Genomic DNA, 16,260 nt, shown 5'->3' with positions numbered 1-16,260 from the left:
GTGTCAAATTAAGTGTTAATCTAACATATAATTACCCATTTGGCACGGCCAAATGAAAGGGATGAAAAATATGGAACCAAGAGTTCTTGTGATTGGTGCAGGTCTTGCTGGATCTGATGCGGCAATGTTTCTAGCAGAGAGAGGAATTAAAGTTGTTCTTGTTGAGTGCAAGAGCTTTAAACCTACTGAGGCGCAAAAACTAAAAACTTGTGCTGAACTTGTTTGTACAAATTCATTAAAGTCAAAAGCACCTGATTCTGCCCATGGTGTTCTCAAATATGAAATGGATAAATTGGGCTCAATAGTTCTAAGAAAGGGAAATGAGCATAGCGTTCCAGCTGGTGATGCTCTCGCTGTCGACCGTGAGCAATTTTCGGCGGCCGTTAGTGAAGCTTTAAGAGCTCATGAAAATATCGAATTTATCGAAAAAGAGGCGAGTGACCCTCTTGCTATGCAGGAAGAATTTAACTGCCAATATACAATCGTGGCAACTGGGCCTTTAACGTCAAAGAACTTAGAAACATGGATTTTAGAAAAACTATCTAAAGATGATTTCTATTTTTATGATGCGATTGCTCCTGTTGTTGATGCTGAATCGCTAGATTATTCTAAGCTCTATTATAAAGATCGTCATAAAGAGGTTTCTGAAGAAGAAGGTGTTGAAGCTGATTATCTGAATGCTCCTTTAAATAAAGAGCAATACGAGCTCTTTGTTAAAGAGTTGCAAATGGCACAAAAAGTGCCGGCACAGAACTTCGAAGATTATAAATTTTTCGAGTCCTGCCTTCCAATCGATATCATGGCCGAACGAGGAATTGATACGGCTCGTTTTAGCTGTATGAAACCAATCGGACTTGAGATGGCCGATGGAAAAAGACCTTATGCTTGTGTTCAGCTAAGGCGTGAAAACCTTCTTGGGAGTGCCTTTAATATGGTTGGTTTTCAAACGAGATTAACTTACAAAGAGCAAGTTCGCGTCTTTAGAATGATTCCTGGTTTTGAAGAAGCTAGTTTCATTCACCTTGGCTCTGTTCACAGAAATACATTTCTTCATGCTAAAAAACTTTTGAATTTTGATATGAGTTCTAAGGAATTTCCAAGCGTCCACTTTGCTGGTCAAATTACTGGTGTTGAAGGTTATACTGAAAGCGCATCGATGGGACTTTATGTTGCTCATCAAGTTTTCAGAAAGATTAAAGGATTGGAGCCTGTTGAGTATCCTGTGGCAACGGGAATTGGTGCTCTTGTCAACTATGTTATGACGGCCGATCGTCCAAGTCCTTCAAATATCAACTTTGGTCTTCTTCCAAGTGTGGAGCTTACTAAAGAGCAAAGAAGAGACAGAAAGAATAGAAAGAAAGTAAAAAAGGCCCTCGCAGCGCAAGTTGCTCGCGAAGTGGCCGATGTTTTCTTCAAGGAAAATGAAGTTTAATGAAAGGCGTAATCTTTATCATTATGGCCTGTATTTTATGGGCCCTTGATACTCTTATCCGTTATCCACTTTTATGGTCGGGCACAAGTGCTGAGAGTATTGTTTTTGTTGAGCACCTTTTTTTAACGCTGATCTTTGTTTACGCTCTCTATCACTCGCGCGCTAAATTTTTGGGATTAAGGCTTAAGGGCGTTTTCTATTTCTTTGTTATCGGTGGTTTGGGATCGGCCATTGGAACTCTCGCCTTTACAAAGGCCTTTGCCATAATCAATCCATCGCTTGTTATTTTATTACAGAAACTCCAGCCTCTCGTGGCCATAACATTTGCTTATTTTTTCTTAAAAGAGCGAATGAAAAAAGAGTTTTTTATTTGGTCAATTCCCTGCCTTATCGGTGGAGCGCTGATCTCTTATGGTGATATCTCTAAGGGGCTAGCTGGAAGTGAGTTGTCTATCTCGGCCCTTTTTCAAGAGGGAGCTCTCTTTGGTTACGCACTAACTCTTCTTGCCGTTGTTAGTTGGGGTGCTTCAACTGTCTTTGGAAAGAAGCTCTCACTTCAAGGCTTCAGTGAGATCGAGATCATGGCCGGACGCTTTGCAACAGGATTTATTTGTCTTTTACCTGTTGCTCTTACATTAGAGACAAAAACGCTTCCTCATGGGGAGCTTTGGGGGAAAATCTTTGCTATGGTCGTTATTTCCGGCCTTTTAGGGATGTATTTCTACTATAATGGGCTCAAGAGGATATCTGCCAGGCTTTGTGCTCTTGCAGAGATGTTTTTTCCTTTTTGCGCTGTCGCGATAAATTGGATTGTTTTAGGTAAAGAGCTTACGATGATTCAATTATTAGGTGGTGCGCTATTACTTCTAGGCTCAACTGTGATACAAATTAAACATTATTAAATATAAAGATAGAGGTTTTCATGTCAATTTCTGACCCATCAAAGAGGGTAGAGCTTCCAAGCTCAATGGAAGGTAAAACTGTCCTTGTTGCCGGAGCCGCCGGTTTTGTTCCATCAACTGTATCTGAATTTTATCTCAACCTCGGTGCTAAAGTTATTGGCCTCGATAACTTTGTGACTGGTAGTCGCTCAAATATCGAGATTCTTAATAAGTATGAAAACTTTGAATTTCATGAGTGTAATATCTATGAATCACTTCCTGATTTTTCAGGAGTTAAGATCGACTATATTCTCTCACTTGCATCTCCTGCATCACCAATCGATTTCAAAGTTCTTCCTCTTGAAATTATGAGAGTAAACTCTGAAGGAACAATGCACCTTTTAGAGCTAGCAAAAGATAAGGGAGCAAGATTTTTAGAAGCTTCGACAAGTGAAGTTTATGGAGATCCTGAAATTCACCCCCAAAGAGAAGACTACGTAGGGCATGTCAATCCAATTGGACCTCGTGCTTGTTATGATGAGGCAAAGAGATTTGCTGAGGCCATGACAATGAGCTATCACACAAAGTATGGTGTTGATACGCGTATTATTCGTATCTTCAATACTTACGGACCAAGAATGCGCCCTAATGATGGAAGAGTTATTCCAAATTTTATCAATCAAGCAATGAAGGGTGAAGACCTAACTGTTTATGGTGATGGACTTCAAACGAGATCATTTTGCTATGTAACAGACCTTGTTAATGCAATCCATAACGTTCTCTTCTCTCACGACCATACTCCATTTAACATCGGAAACCCTGACGAGTATACAATCTTGGATGCCGCAAAATACATTATTGAGGCCCTTGGAAGTACTTCAAAGATTGTTCACTTAGAACTTCCTAAAGATGATCCAAAAAGAAGAAGACCAGTTCTAGATAAATTACAAGCAGTCAGTGACTATAGGCCACAGGTTTCATTTAAAGATGGAATTGCAAAGACGGCCCTTTATTTTAAAGAAATTGCGCAAAAGAATTAAGGTGTAATAAGTGAAAGTTGTAATCAGTTGTGATGATGTTTTAGCAAGAGACCATGTAACAGAGATCATTGAATCTATTCTTGGCCTTTACGATGAAGCAGAAATTTATACTCTAGCTCACAAACCCAAAGGAATCTTAGGGCCTGTGGAGCTTAGAAAGATTCATTCAACTTTTCTTTCACATAAAGTTAAATCTAAAAAGGGGTTGGGAGAGTTGAGTTATCTCATCCCTTCAGCAGCGAAGAATCTTTTCATTCCTTGTAGCGTTGATTTGATTATCAATATTTCTTCAGGTCTTTCACAGGGGATTAAAAAGTGTGAGAAGACCAAGCAAATTACTTATCTCTACGACAATCGTTATGAGAGAAAGAAAAAGACTTTCAAAGAAAAATTTTTTTCAGGTTTTGTTAAATCGTTTTTTAAAAAGTCTTTTAAAAATGCTGATATTCTTTGGGTTAGTAACTCTTCTCTAAAGCAAGAGCTAGCTCAAATTGGTTATGAAAGTGAAGTAGTTGAGCCTCCTTTTAAAATTAATGATTGGCAGATCATTCCTTCTCCTCTTTTTACTTATGACCACTTTGCAGTCAATGCTAAGGGGCTCGATTTAGACATGGCCAAGAAGATCCGCTCTCTTTTCAAAGAAAAGGGAATTAAATTTAAGTTCTTTGGAATTGATGGTCATCTCAATGAAATGAAAGAAGGGCCTGAAGATAAGGACTTTTTTGGTGATCGCTGTTCGGGTGAACTTGCCCCTCTCTTATCTGGAGCAAGAGCGATTATCGACTTAGAAGATTGCTCATTTCCTGTAGCATCGTTAAAGGGACTTGGTACGGGAAGACCTGTAGTGAGTCTCGATACTCCCTCAAATAAAGCTTTCTTAACAGGCCTTGGGATCACTCATTGTGCCTATGACTTTGATGCATTAAAAGAATGTATTGAAGAGGTTTTAAAGTCGTCCATTCAGGTTGAGTCGAAAAAGCTTCGCGCTCACGCTCTAAACTATAATGAGATTAAGTTTAAGGCCTTCTTTAAGAGAAGAATCGATAAACTCTTTCAAATAGAAGAAAAGAGAAGTGACATCGAAAAAGATAGCTGCTGCTAATTTCCAAATCTTTTTTCAAGCCTCATAACATTATAGCGATTTGAGATTGCTCTAAAAATAGAGACACCTGTATCTTCGATAATTTGAGGTTTTACTTCTTCTTTTTGCTCGCTTGAATTACTGTCAGATCTCGATCCTTTGCCATTGAGAGCAATTTGACTTCCTTGGTTCTTATCAAAATCTAGATCTAAATCATCCATAGAGCTAAGGTCTGTGGCACTAGTCGTACCTTTGCTTCTAGCATTTGATTTCTTGTATTGCTCGTACAGTCCTTTTAACTTTTTCACATCTTTATCTTTATTAGACTTAGAAATCGTATCGAGTGAATTTCCAACGACATCATTAATTCCCGCTTTTCCTAGATCATAACGACTCGCTAGAGCAATATCTACAGGAGAAAGAGAACGAAGAACTTTCTTCAATTCACTCGCACTGGCATCAAGCTTTGGAAGGGGAGATTTACCCTCTTTTTTAAGCTGATCATTTATATTTTTAGAAACGAATTTTTTCATTCTTAGCGCCTTCTTCATAAAGGCATCCACAGCATCATTGTTAAGAGTTACAAGCCCTGTATTTCCATTTGTTAGAGCATTCGCCATTTTTGACATGGCCCCAAAATCTGTTCTCTTAGCAATTTGATTTCCTGTAGCTCCAAGTTTACTTAGATTATCCATCATTTTAAAACAACTATTATTCTCTTTACAGGCACAACTCTCATCTGGATTGGCATCTTTGTCAGCACAGATTTTAGTTCCACTATCATTTGCAGAGCTAATGTCTTTCTCATCACTATCAAGTCCTTTAAAGGCCGAGTTCCCACTGCTACCGAGGGCTTTGTATTCTGGATTTGTTGAGTTGTTAATAGCAAGTTCTCCAACAACACCTGAGTTGGTCATAGACTTCATAAAGCGCTCAAGTATTTCTTGTACCGCTTCACGACGAGTCTTATATTCATTGGCCATTTTTTTTGCCTTGCTTAAACCTAGTGATTCAAGAGCTAGTCCAGCGCCTAAGTATCCAATGGCCCAAGGTGAACAGTTCCACGTTATCCACTGAGTTGCTAGCTCAACTGCTACAACCGCCATTCCGATTCCATAAATTCCCATAATCATTTTATGTTTTTGCGCCTTCTTATTCGCTATTTGTTCCATATCTGAGAGTGCTTGAATCATGAGAGTGAAAACTTCCATTTGGACTTTCATACTCATTCCGTCATCTTTCATCTTTTTAACGAGTTGCTCGTAGGCCCTTTTATGTTTTTGCATTTTCTTTTGAGCATCTTTATGGTTCATGATTGTAGCAATAATTGATATCCCAGCAGCTCCAAGACCAATGTATCCTGCTTGCGAACATCCGGCAGAGGGGATAAGACCGGCCTTAATTGCATAATGGGCCGCCACTGCCCCGGCCATGGTCATGGCCGCTTCGCTAAATCCATCACTTTTAAAATCACTACTTTCAAGATCATGAGTTCCCGACTTTACTTCTTCAGCGAGAGCTCTCATGTCTCCTTTACAACTTGCTTGTTCAGTAGGGCTCTTCTTATTATCGCAATTAACGTATTGTTGATTAAACTTGATGTCATCATCACTCGTCACACATTGATTCATGATACAATTATATTTACGAGAAGATTTCGATTCACACTCAGATACTTCGGCCTGCTTAGTGCTTCGACAAGCGTTGAGTTCACGCCTTTGAGATTCTGTCGCATTGAGTGACAATTTTGGTATTTCAGGTTCTTTTTGATTTTCACTTGCCGTCGAGTTGGCGGCAAAACTTAATCCTTGAATAAATAAGGAGTAAGAGAGAATAAAGAATCTAAAAAATTTCGCAATTGTCATAAACAACCTTTATGTCACGTCTGTATCTATAGTAGACCTATCGACCTATAAATCTAAAGACTTAATAAGTAAGTCCTTTATATCCCAGAACTTAGGCGATTTTATGTCCTGTAAAATGTGCCTATATTCAAAGGCGCTAAAGACGAATTCCTTTGCGATTGTTAGCTTAAAGAGGAAGGAATTTACTTCCGATTGTTCTGGAATATTAAGCATTTGGCCTATAATCAAGGGGCATATAAATTGAGGAGTACTCGTGAAATTAAAATCACTCATTAATACGGTTGGGCTGTGCCTGCTTTATATATCTCAAACTCAGGCTGGAAGTCAGCTTGATGCCATTAAGAAGCGTGGCTACCTTAATTGTGGTGTTTCCACTGGTCTTGTTGGTTTTTCTTCTCCCAATTCTAAAGGAGAGTGGAAAGGTTTTGATGTGGATGTATGCCGAGCGGTTGCAACGACAATTTTCTCTAATGCTAAGAAAGTAAAATTTGTTCCTCTAAGTGGACAGCAGCGTTTTGTCGCTCTTCAAACGGGAACTGTTGATGTTCTCTCACGTGTAACGAGTAAAACACTTTCTCGTGACTCGGGTATTGGGCTTCGTTTTGGCCCTGTTGTTTTCTATGACGGGCAAGCTTTCATGGTTAAAAAAGACATTGGGCTAAAGTCGGCCAAAGAACTTGATGGAGCAAGCGTTTGTACCCAACAAGGAACGACATCTGAACTTAATATGACGGACTTTTTTAGAACGAATAAGCTTAAGTTTAAGCCAATTGTTTTTGAAAATTATAATGAGAGTATTCAGGCCTTTTTTAAGGGGCGTTGTGATACGTACACAAATGATAGCTCAGGCCTTGCTTCAGCGAGAGCGTCAGCAGGCAAGGTGAATAAATTTGAAATTTTACCTGAGCGAGTTTCTAAAGAACCATTAGCTCCTGCGATTAAGCAGGGAGACGCTGATCTCTATAACATTCTCTCTTGGTCGGTTTATGCCATGATTGAAGCAGAAGAGCTTAATGTTGACTCTAAGAATATTGATCAAATGAAAAAGAGCAAAGATATTCGAATTCAAAGACTTCTAGGTATCAAACCTGGAAACGGAAAAAGTCTAGGAGTTGATGAGCAGTGGGCCTATAATATTGTTAAGCAAGTTGGAAATTATGCAGAAGTCTTTAAGAGAAATCTTGGCGATGATTCTCCTTTGAAGTTAAAAAGGGGACAAAATGCTCTTTGGAATGAGGGCGGGTTGATGTATGCGCCGCCTTTGAGATAGATCTTAGGTTTCTTTAGCAAGGGATGCTTAATTGAAACAAAAAATGACATGGAATGATCCAAAGTTAAGACAAATTATCTATCAACTCGTCACATTTAGTGTCGTCGTTTTTGCTGCTTGGTTTTTATTCACTGAGACGCAATCAAATTTAGCAAAGCAAAATATTGCTAGCGGCTTTTCCTTTTTAAAAAGTGAGGCCGGCTTTGAAATAGGCGAGAGCGTTTTAAACTATGCTCCTGATCATTCCTATGCACGTGCTTTATACGTTGGTTTTTTCAATACATTGAAAGTTGCCTTTATTGGAAATATATTCGCTCTCATCTTGGGAATTATTTTAGGAATTTGTCGACTATCAAAGAATTATCTTCTGTCACAAGTTTCTAAGGGCTATATTGAAGTCGCAAGAAATACTCCTTTATTACTTCAACTCTTTTTTTGGTATGCTGTCATAACAGAAACTCTACCAAGTGTTCGAGGGGCCCTTAATCCGTTTGGATCAGTCTTTCTGTCAAATAGGGGCGTTTTCTTTCCTGTTTTTAAGTCTCATCCAACTTGGAGTTATGTCGGGATCTCTTTCGCTCTTTCTGTTGTCTTATGTTTTGTCGTTCGCTACTTTTCAAAGAAAAAACAAGAAGAGACAGGTAAGGAACTTCCTGTACTCTTTGTCTCTCTAGCTCTATTGATTGGAATTCCTCTATTAACGTGGCTCATTGGAGGATATCCAATGGAATTAAATTCACCAGCTCTAAAAGGTTTTAACTTTAGTGGTGGATATAGCTTCTCTCCTGAATTTAGTGCGCTTCTTTTAGGTCTCGTTGTTTATACTTCAGCTTTTAATGCTGAGATTGTTCGATCGGGAATTGAATCAGTTGATAAGGGGCAATGGGAAGCAGCTGACTCTCTCGGTTTATCGCGAACGAGAACGATGAGTCTGGTTATTCTTCCCCAAGCATTGAGGGTTATCGTTCCGCCTATAACGTCACAAATTTTAAATCTAACTAAAAACAGCTCGCTCGCGGTGGCCATTGGTTATCCTGACTTTGTGAGTGTCGCTAATACAACGATGAATCAAACTGGGCAAGCTGTCGAGATGGTCGCACTTATTATGCTTTGTTATCTCTTTTTTAGTTTAACGACTAGTTTTGTTATGAACCTCTATAATAAGTCAGTTGCTTTAAAAGAGAGATAGGTAGTTATGAATCAAAATCAATCTATGCAAAAGTGGCTGAAGAAGAATCTATTTAGTAGCTATATCAATAGTTTTTTAACAGTCGTTATTTTATTTTTACTAAGTTACTTCTCTTATCAATTTATTGATTGGTTTTTTATCAAAGGAGTCTGGAGAGGGGACTCTTCTGTTTGCATGCAATCAGAGGGAGCTTGCGTTTCATTCATTATTAATAAGGCACGTTTTATTATTTTCGGTTTTTACCCCGATGAATCTCTCTGGAGACCAATAACGGCGATGGGGCTTTTATTTGCATTGGTTTTCTATTCAAAAGAGCCTAAACGTTGGAATAAGAGAATCCTTTATCAGTGGTTGGCCTTTTTCTTTTGGGCCTATCTTTTAATGAAAGGTGGAATGCTTGGTCTTTCAACAGTTGATTCTTCAAAGTGGGGAGGGCTTCCTTTAACTTTGATGTTATCGGTGATTGGAATTGGTGCGAGTTATCCAATCGGTATCATTCTCGCACTTGGAAGACGCTCAAAGATGCCGTTGATCAAGTCTCTTTGCGTTGGCTATATTGAACTTATTAGAGGTGTTCCTATGATTTCACTTCTCTTTATGAGCTCTGTTATGTTTCCGCTATTTCTTCCTGAAGGAGTGCAATTAAATAAACTTGTTCGTGCTCAAATTGCTATCATTATGTTTGTTTCTGCTTATATGGCCGAGGTCGTTCGAGGAGGACTTCAAGCTGTGGACCAAGGGCAATATGAAGCAGCTGAATCATTAGGACTCAATTATTATCAGACGATGAGATATATTATTTTACCTCAGGCCTTAAAAATTGTTATCCCTCCGAGTGTTAACACGGCCATTGGTCTTTTCAAAGATACTTCTCTTGTTGTGATTATTGCACTTTTTGATCTTTTAAGTGGGGCTAAGGCCTCTGTACAAGATAGTGAATGGCTTGGATTTAGTGTTGAAGCGTATCTCTTTGTTGCAGCAATCTATTTTATCTTTTGCTTTGCAATGGGAAAATATTCAAGACGTTTAGAATATGAATTTAATACTTCAAGAGAAAGGTGATTAGAATGGCTGATTCAATCATTCGCGTTAGTGAGCTTAATAAATGGTATGACGATTTTCATGTCTTAAAAAACATTAATCTGGATGTTAAAAAAGGCGAACGAATTGTTATTTGTGGTCCATCTGGTTCTGGAAAGTCGACTTTAATTCGTTGCTTAAATCGTCTTGAAGAACACCAGCAGGGAAAGATTGAAATTGATAATATTGAGTTAACTGAAAACCTAAAAAATATTGAAGGGATTAGAAAAGAAGTAGGAATGGTATTTCAACATTTCAATCTCTTTCCCCATCTTACGATTTTGGAAAATTTAACTTTAGCTCCTCGCTTTGTTAAAAAAACTCCTAAGAAAGAAGCCGCAGCAATCGCCATGAAGTATCTCGAGAGAGTAAAAATCGCAGACCAAGCTCACAAGTACCCTGGGCAACTTTCGGGGGGTCAAAAACAACGCGTGGCCATTGCGAGATCTCTTTGTATGCAGCCAAAAATAATGCTCTTTGATGAGCCCACATCAGCACTTGATCCGGAGATGGTTAAAGAGGTTCTCGATGTTATGGTTGATTTGGCCAAAGAGGGAATGACTATGCTGTGTGTAACTCACGAGATGGGTTTTGCAAAGCTTGTTGCCGATAGAGTCATCTTTATGGACGGTGGAGAAATTCTAGAGGAGAGTGAGCCTGAGAGTTTCTTTGGTGACCCTAAGCATGAGAGAACTCGTGAATTCTTGTCACAGATCCTTGATTAGTTGGCACTAAAATTTATTTACAATAAAGCAAGTCCTCGAAAATAGTTCTAGTCTTCAATTTATGACAATTGTCAGTGATAATTGTTTAGAAAGCTGGAGTTTGTTATGAAGATTTTGTTTATATTATTAAGTTTTCTTTTTATTTCGTTTTCCACCATGGCAAATAGTGACCAAGTGAAAAAGGGCGATGTGCTTGAGATGGTCAATATGATGCATAAACAAGGCCTAATCACTTCCGAGCAAGCTGAATTGGCCCGTAAGAAGCTTAAAAAGATCTCTGATAGGGAATTAAAACTTCTACAGCAGAAAGCATCAAAGATGGTTCAAAAGAAAGGACCGTCCATTCTTGATACTTACAAATAAATAGCTTAAAGAAACCTCATCTCTGTGGTATTTCGCTTCTATGATTGATTTATTTCTTAGCGAAGACTACAAGATTGTTCTAGATCGCGATGGTGAAGTTCGCTATTATCCCCATTTTTTAGAAGATGATTACTTCGATTTATTGAATTCACAAATTGAGTGGCGCCAAGATCAAATTACTCTTTATGGGAAGACTCACGATGTCCCAAGGCTTCAGGCCTGGTATGGAGACGAGGGAGTTGAATACGGTTATTCTAATATTCCTTTAAGTCCAAAACCGTGGACAAAATCACTTCTTGAAATTAAATCTCTCGTTGAGCAGAAAACGGGCCATCATTTCAATGGCTGTCTTTGCAATCTCTATCGAACAGGAAGAGACTACGCTTCTTGGCATAGTGATGATGAACCTGAACTTGGTAGAAACCCTGTTATCGCATCTGTTTCTTTAGGTGATACTCGAAAATTTGTTCTTAAGCACAAAACGAATAAGGGAATTGAGAAAGTTGAAATTGAATTAGAAGATAAAAGTCTACTTCTTATGCTTGGATCTCTTCAGCATCATTGGAAGCATCAATTGAATAAAACGCAAAAAGCTGTCGGCCCCCGTATAAATCTAACTTTTAGAAAGGTTATTTCTTAAGGGAGTGATCACAATGATAGCTTTGTGATTCAAACTCAATTGAGCTTTGTTCAACATCGTATTTCTTTAAAATCTCTTTGATATCTCTTTTAATAGAATCAATTTCTTTGATTGTCGATTGATCTTTAGCAACAACATGCAAGTTGAGAGCGAAGCTAGATGAATCAAGTGACCATCCTTGAATACAATGAATATCGATGACATCTCTTAGAGATTTTATTTCTTTTTCCATTGAATCCAGTTCTAAATCATTTGGAAATTTTTGAAGGAGAATTTTAAACGTTTCCAATAAATTCTTATAAACATTTTTTAGAATGAGAATGGAGATAAGAATTGAAAGAATACTATCTAAAACGAACCATGGTTTAAAAAAGAGCACAATACTAACAATGAAAACGGCAACCCAACCTAGTATATCCTCGAGTAAGTGAAGCATAACCATCTTCTGATTGAGGCCTTCATCTTTTGAGAGTCTCCATGCTGCGATTGAATTCACTACAATACCTAAAATGGCCAGAATGAGCATTCCCTCTTGATGAATCTCGGAGGGGTTAAAGACTCTTTCAAACGCTTCTTTTATAACAAAGAGTGAACCCAAGAAGAGAATAAGTCCGTTAATCATCGCCGACAAAACGGAAAAGCGTTTGTAGCCAAAAGTGTATTTAGCATCAGGGTCTTTCTTAGAATACTTTTCCATAAAGTAACTAAGAAGTAGCGCCATACTATCTCCAAAGTCATGAAGCGAGTCTGAGAGAATGGCCATGGAGTTAGTATAAAGTCCACCAATAAATTCGACGATGGCAAAGGTAAAATTTAAAAGAAAAGCGATGAGAATATTTTTAGAACCACTATGTGCATGATGGTTGTGATTGTGTCCATGATCATTTCCCATAATGATTCCTATTCGTTCATTCTTATTTCCCTTTCAATCATTGATTCTAAAAGATAATTGATAAAATCGCTAGTTGTATAACTTTGGCTTTTCATAGAGAGAGTTGCGAGGTTAATTTCATTATATAAAGGGGAGGTAGAGCCTTCAAAGATGGCAAATTTCTTCCCTTGTTTTTCTAAGCGATTCACAATGTGCATGGGGAGAATGCCAAGGCCAAGACCCTTAGAGATCATTTGCGAGATACCTTGAACATCCATCAGTTGTGCTTTCATGTTAAGATTGGGAATACGTCCTTTGTAATGGTGAGTGAACCATTGTTTCAAAAGTGGAGCGCCTTCAACGTAATCAAGAAAATCTAAATCGTGATAATTTTTAAATTTCATTTTCTGAGGTAGTTTCTTTTCACTGATATATTCATGTGAGCTACAAAGAACAAGATGTTCTTTTGATAAATTTACAGTTTTGATTCTTCCGCTAAATGAATAGCTATCGACAATCGCAAAATCGAGTCGCCCATCTTCGAGTAGGTCGTTCATCTGTTTAGCGTGTCCGTAGTGGATTTCAAATTGAACCCGTGGATTGTTTTTAGACCACTTGGCCATGAGAGGAAGGATGATATTATTCCCAAATTCTATGGGAAGGCCAAAGGTAATTTTTCCTTTGAGCTCATCGCGATCACCCTTTGCCTGCTGAAGAGTTTCTTCCAGAGTAAAGAGTGTTTCCCTGATACTTGAGTAGAGCTCTTTTGCATTGGGTGTTGGAACTAACTTTCGACCGAGACGATCAAAAAGTTTTTTTCCAAGGCTCTCTTCAAGAGATTGAATGTGCTGAGAGACCCCTGGTTGAGTCATATTGAGATAAATTGCTGCTTTGGACATCGTTTTTTCTCTGTAAACGGTCTCAAAGATGCGCAATGTTTGAAGTGATACTTGGTCAATTAACATAATATCAGTACCTTAGGGCTATCTTGTTTCTAGATCTTCCTTAGTATAATAAATATTTATACTAAATGATTAATTATTATAATTTTTACTAATTAAATAAATTCGCTAAAACCCACCTCAACAAAAAACAAACCAACTTTTAAGTAAGGACATATTTATGAAAGCAATGATCGTTTTAGCAGCAACAATTCTTTTTACTCAAGCTCGCGCCGGTGAAGTTATCAGTGTTAGAGGAAACCTTCTTGATGATTTAAGGCTTCGTGGAAAAATTCAAAAGATGATAGTTACTGATAATGAAGAAACAATTAAGCTTGCTAATGAATATATTGAAAGAATGAACTGCGAAAATGGTGAGTATGAAATTGCTAGAAATAGCGAAGGTGAATTCGAACTTACAGATGTTAAAAAGTGTGAAAACTGGTTTGACCAAACAGAAGAAGTTCAAGTTTGTCCTGAAATTTATGCTCCTGTTTGTGGTCAACCATTGAATGAAATTTGTGAAGATGAATTTTCTTGTGGAAAATCAATGCCAAGAAATGTGACTTACTCAAATAGCTGTGACCTTTATGCTGCAAAAGCTCTCTTTGTTCACGCTGGTGAGTGTGGGGCAGATCTCTAAATCGTTCTCGAAAAATTATTTTCTTTTCTCTCTCTCAGATAAGAATCAAAACACATTGCAATATTTCTTAGAAAAGTCCTTCCTCTAGGGAGGACTTTTATTTTTTTGGCCATTGTTTCTAATAACAGAAGGCCGTCTTTTTGCATTTGATCTAGCTCAAATAAGACTTTATCAATATGTGGATACTCTGAAATCTCTTCAAAGTTTGCTTTTTCGTTGCACATAATGTCTTGAATAATGCGTTCAATAAGCTGATCGTATTGACTTTGAATATGCCCATGAAAAAGAGGGAGAACACCTTCTTCTAAGGCGTGCTTGTATTCCTTTATCTCTTTTTCATTCTGAGCAAAGCTAAATGGTGTATTTGAGATACTTGTGACACCTAATCCTAAGAGAACTGATGATTTCTTATCTGTATAGCCCATGAAGTTTCTTAAAAGTTTTCCCTCTCGTTTCACTTTGCAAAGATAGTTACTTTTCTTTGCAAAGTGGTCGAGCCCAATTTCTTCCATTGATGAGTTGATAAGCTTTTCTTTACCTATCTCATAGAGCTCTCTTTTCTTGTCACCGAAAGGGATCAAATCATTAGGAAGAAGTTTTTGGTTTTTAATTCTCTCTGGCAGATGGGCATAGCTATAAAATGCAATCATATCGGGATCGAGCTTGATGACTTGATCTATCGTGTCTGAAATTGTTTGAGTCGTTTGCCCCGGGAGTCCATAGATGAGATCAAAGTTAATAGATTCGAAACCACAATCTCTCATTTGACAAACGAGCTTCTCGACAAGTTCAAAACTTTGTTCGCGGTTTATGATCTTTTGCACTTGAGGGTCAAAGTCTTGAATCCCCATTGATATTCTGTTGATAGAATACTTCTTTAAAACTTGAAGATGTTCTTCTTTGCAAGTTCTTGGATCAATTTCAATTGAACCTTTGAAGTCAGTCGTAAAGAATTCACTCAGCTCTCCTAAGAGATTTTCAAAGTCTAAAGGGGAGAGAAAGGTAGGAGTTCCACCACCAAAGTGAATCGATCTAATTTTTAAATCGATTGAAAGTTTTCTTTTATAGAGTGACCATTCATCGAGAATCATTTCAGTGTAAATTGTCGATAATTTTTTATTTTTAGAAATCGTTCTGTTGCAACCACAGTAGTAGCAGAGTTTTTCGCAATAGGGGATGTGAATGTAGAGATCTATCCCCTCATTTTCATCATAGCTTCTTTCAATGTGTGAGAGCCATGTCTGCTCATTAGGAGCTCCATTCCAAAACGGGACGGGTGGATAGCTCGTATAGCGAGGGCCTTTGATATCGTATTTTTTTATCAGATTATTCATGAAAAAAAGTATGCCTATTGAGTGCTCAATTAAACATGACTTAGATCAGTTCTTTTCCTATTTCCTTCCAGATACCACTTTTCCAATCAAAAATTTCGAAGGGATGAAATTGAGATTTATAGTTCATGAATGAGTTTTCTTTGATCCAATAGCCAAGGTAGTAGTATTTGAGTTGTTGCTCTGATGCTAACTCTAATTCTTTTAGAACACCAAATATTCCAAGAGAGCGCTTTTTAAAATCAGGATCGTAGATAAAATAGACACTACTTAATGAGATATGTGAGTAGTCGAGAAAGCCACAGGCAATCAATTTGTCATCGAGCCAATACTCCATCATATTTGATGCTGTTGAAGAAATGAAATGGGTATCAATGAAAAACTCTTTACTAGCATAGGGAGTATCGACAAAACGCTCCTTAGAATGCTTAACATAGAGATCATAGATTTCATCTCTATATTTTAAAGGTCTAATTTTAATAGTGAGATCGCTATTTTTCTTTAAAATTCGACGATGAGATTTTTTTATTTGAAATTGATCAACTAAAACTCTCAAGGGAATGCACTTTCTGCAATTGTCGCACTCTGGTTTGAAATAGAAGAGACCAAATTTTCTCCATCCTTTTTCAAGCAAGAATTCAAACTCTTCTTTTTTAACATCCAAAGCAAAAAAGAATTGCTGTTTTGAGGCCCTATTGTCCAGATAGGGACAGGGCTCTTCTTTTGAAATTTGGGGCTCTTGCAATACTCTCATGGATCTAATTATATCAATTTTGAAAAGAATTAGCTTTTAGACTGAATGCAAAAAAAACTAGGCTGAATTTTCCGCCAATTATTTGGTTATTAAAATATTTTTTTAGAGATATTTGGTCCAATTAAATAGTCTCTTTTTATAATAATTCCAGTTG

Annotated in this window: 16 protein-coding genes; 11 read left to right on the top strand and 5 right to left on the bottom strand. The window is 37.7% G+C overall.

The features are described 5' to 3' along the window. The first annotated feature begins 70 nt into the window (after nt 1–70). Genes trmFO through HBN50_RS10250 form a run of 4 tightly spaced genes read left to right on the top strand, consistent with a single transcriptional unit; the run spans nt 71 to nt 4,455 of the window. Entirely contained in the window at nt 71–1,432 is a 1,362-nt protein-coding gene (trmFO, locus tag HBN50_RS10265) for a methylenetetrahydrofolate--tRNA-(uracil(54)-C(5))-methyltransferase (FADH(2)-oxidizing) TrmFO (RefSeq protein ID WP_273869702.1), read from the top strand. Then, nucleotides 1,432–2,334 (top strand): DMT family transporter, encoded by a 903-nt coding sequence (locus tag HBN50_RS10260; RefSeq protein WP_273869700.1) that lies wholly within the window; start codon nt 1,432–1,434, stop codon nt 2,332–2,334. The genes trmFO and HBN50_RS10260 overlap by 1 nt, the downstream gene beginning before the upstream one ends. A 20-nt stretch (nt 2,335–2,354) precedes the next feature. Next, a complete protein-coding gene (locus HBN50_RS10255) occupies nt 2,355–3,353 on the top strand; it encodes an NAD-dependent epimerase/dehydratase family protein (RefSeq protein WP_273869699.1) in 999 nt (332 codons plus the stop codon). 10 nt (nt 3,354–3,363) lie between these two features. Next, on the top strand, nt 3,364–4,455 hold the full coding sequence (locus HBN50_RS10250) for a hypothetical protein (RefSeq protein WP_273869697.1): 1,092 nt from the start codon (nt 3,364–3,366) through the stop codon (nt 4,453–4,455). Here HBN50_RS10250 and HBN50_RS10245 read toward each other — a convergent pair. Next, nucleotides 4,452–6,299: a hypothetical protein gene (locus HBN50_RS10245; protein WP_273869695.1), complete on the bottom strand. Its 1,848-nt coding sequence runs from the start codon at nt 6,297–6,299 to the stop codon at nt 4,452–4,454. The genes HBN50_RS10250 and HBN50_RS10245 overlap by 4 nt on opposite strands. A 253-nt stretch (nt 6,300–6,552) precedes the next feature. Between HBN50_RS10245 and HBN50_RS10240 the strand changes: the two genes are divergently transcribed. From HBN50_RS10240 to HBN50_RS10215, 6 genes are all read left to right on the top strand, one after another. Continuing rightward, nucleotides 6,553–7,569 (top strand): amino acid ABC transporter substrate-binding protein, encoded by a 1,017-nt coding sequence (locus HBN50_RS10240; RefSeq protein ID WP_273869693.1) that lies wholly within the window; start codon nt 6,553–6,555, stop codon nt 7,567–7,569. A 43-nt stretch (nt 7,570–7,612) separates the two neighbouring features. Next, the gene (locus HBN50_RS10235) at nt 7,613–8,758 is read left to right on the top strand and encodes an amino acid ABC transporter permease (RefSeq protein ID WP_443135173.1); all 1,146 of its coding nucleotides are present in this window, start codon (nt 7,613–7,615) and stop codon (nt 8,756–8,758) included. Between the two features lie 24 nt (nt 8,759–8,782). Next, nucleotides 8,783–9,820 (top strand): amino acid ABC transporter permease, encoded by a 1,038-nt coding sequence (locus tag HBN50_RS10230; RefSeq protein WP_273869690.1) that lies wholly within the window; start codon nt 8,783–8,785, stop codon nt 9,818–9,820. Nucleotides 9,821–9,825: 5 nt separating this feature from the next. Further along, nucleotides 9,826–10,563 (top strand): amino acid ABC transporter ATP-binding protein, encoded by a 738-nt coding sequence (locus tag HBN50_RS10225; RefSeq protein ID WP_273869687.1) that lies wholly within the window; start codon nt 9,826–9,828, stop codon nt 10,561–10,563. 105 nt (nt 10,564–10,668) lie between these two features. Beyond that, nucleotides 10,669–10,926, top strand: coding sequence for a hypothetical protein (locus HBN50_RS10220; RefSeq protein ID WP_273869685.1), 258 nt, complete (start codon nt 10,669–10,671; stop codon nt 10,924–10,926). A gap of 40 nt (nt 10,927–10,966) precedes the next feature. Continuing rightward, nucleotides 10,967–11,566, top strand: coding sequence for an alpha-ketoglutarate-dependent dioxygenase AlkB family protein (locus HBN50_RS10215; RefSeq protein WP_273869683.1), 600 nt, complete (start codon nt 10,967–10,969; stop codon nt 11,564–11,566). Here HBN50_RS10215 and HBN50_RS10210 read toward each other — a convergent pair. Both HBN50_RS10210 and HBN50_RS10205 read right to left on the bottom strand, forming a co-directional pair. Next, the gene (locus HBN50_RS10210) at nt 11,556–12,458 is read right to left on the bottom strand and encodes a cation diffusion facilitator family transporter (protein ID WP_273869682.1); all 903 of its coding nucleotides are present in this window, start codon (nt 12,456–12,458) and stop codon (nt 11,556–11,558) included. The genes HBN50_RS10215 and HBN50_RS10210 overlap by 11 nt on opposite strands. Before the next feature lie 8 nt (nt 12,459–12,466). Continuing rightward, the gene (locus HBN50_RS10205; RefSeq protein WP_273869681.1) at nt 12,467–13,402 is read right to left on the bottom strand and encodes a LysR family transcriptional regulator; all 936 of its coding nucleotides are present in this window, start codon (nt 13,400–13,402) and stop codon (nt 12,467–12,469) included. 157 nt (nt 13,403–13,559) lie between these two features. On the opposite strand from HBN50_RS10205, the gene HBN50_RS10200 reads away from it, so the two are divergent. Beyond that, the gene (locus HBN50_RS10200; protein WP_273869678.1) at nt 13,560–14,021 is read left to right on the top strand and encodes a Kazal-type serine protease inhibitor family protein; all 462 of its coding nucleotides are present in this window, start codon (nt 13,560–13,562) and stop codon (nt 14,019–14,021) included. On the opposite strand, the gene hemN is transcribed toward HBN50_RS10200, so the two are convergent. Beyond that, nucleotides 14,018–15,355 (bottom strand): oxygen-independent coproporphyrinogen III oxidase, encoded by a 1,338-nt coding sequence (gene hemN / locus HBN50_RS10195; RefSeq protein WP_273869676.1) that lies wholly within the window; start codon nt 15,353–15,355, stop codon nt 14,018–14,020. The genes HBN50_RS10200 and hemN overlap by 4 nt on opposite strands. 40 nt (nt 15,356–15,395) lie before the next feature. Continuing rightward, entirely contained in the window at nt 15,396–16,106 is a 711-nt protein-coding gene (locus HBN50_RS10190) for an arginyltransferase (RefSeq protein ID WP_273869674.1), read from the bottom strand. Nucleotides 16,107–16,260 lie beyond the last annotated feature (154 nt).

This window comes from Halobacteriovorax sp. GB3 (assembly GCF_028649655.1).
Classification (GTDB): Bacteria; Bdellovibrionota; Bacteriovoracia; order Bacteriovoracales; family Bacteriovoracaceae; genus BSW11-IV.
The sequence above is the reverse complement of the archived record's forward strand: the minus strand, read 5'-3'. Positions and strand labels throughout refer to the sequence as shown.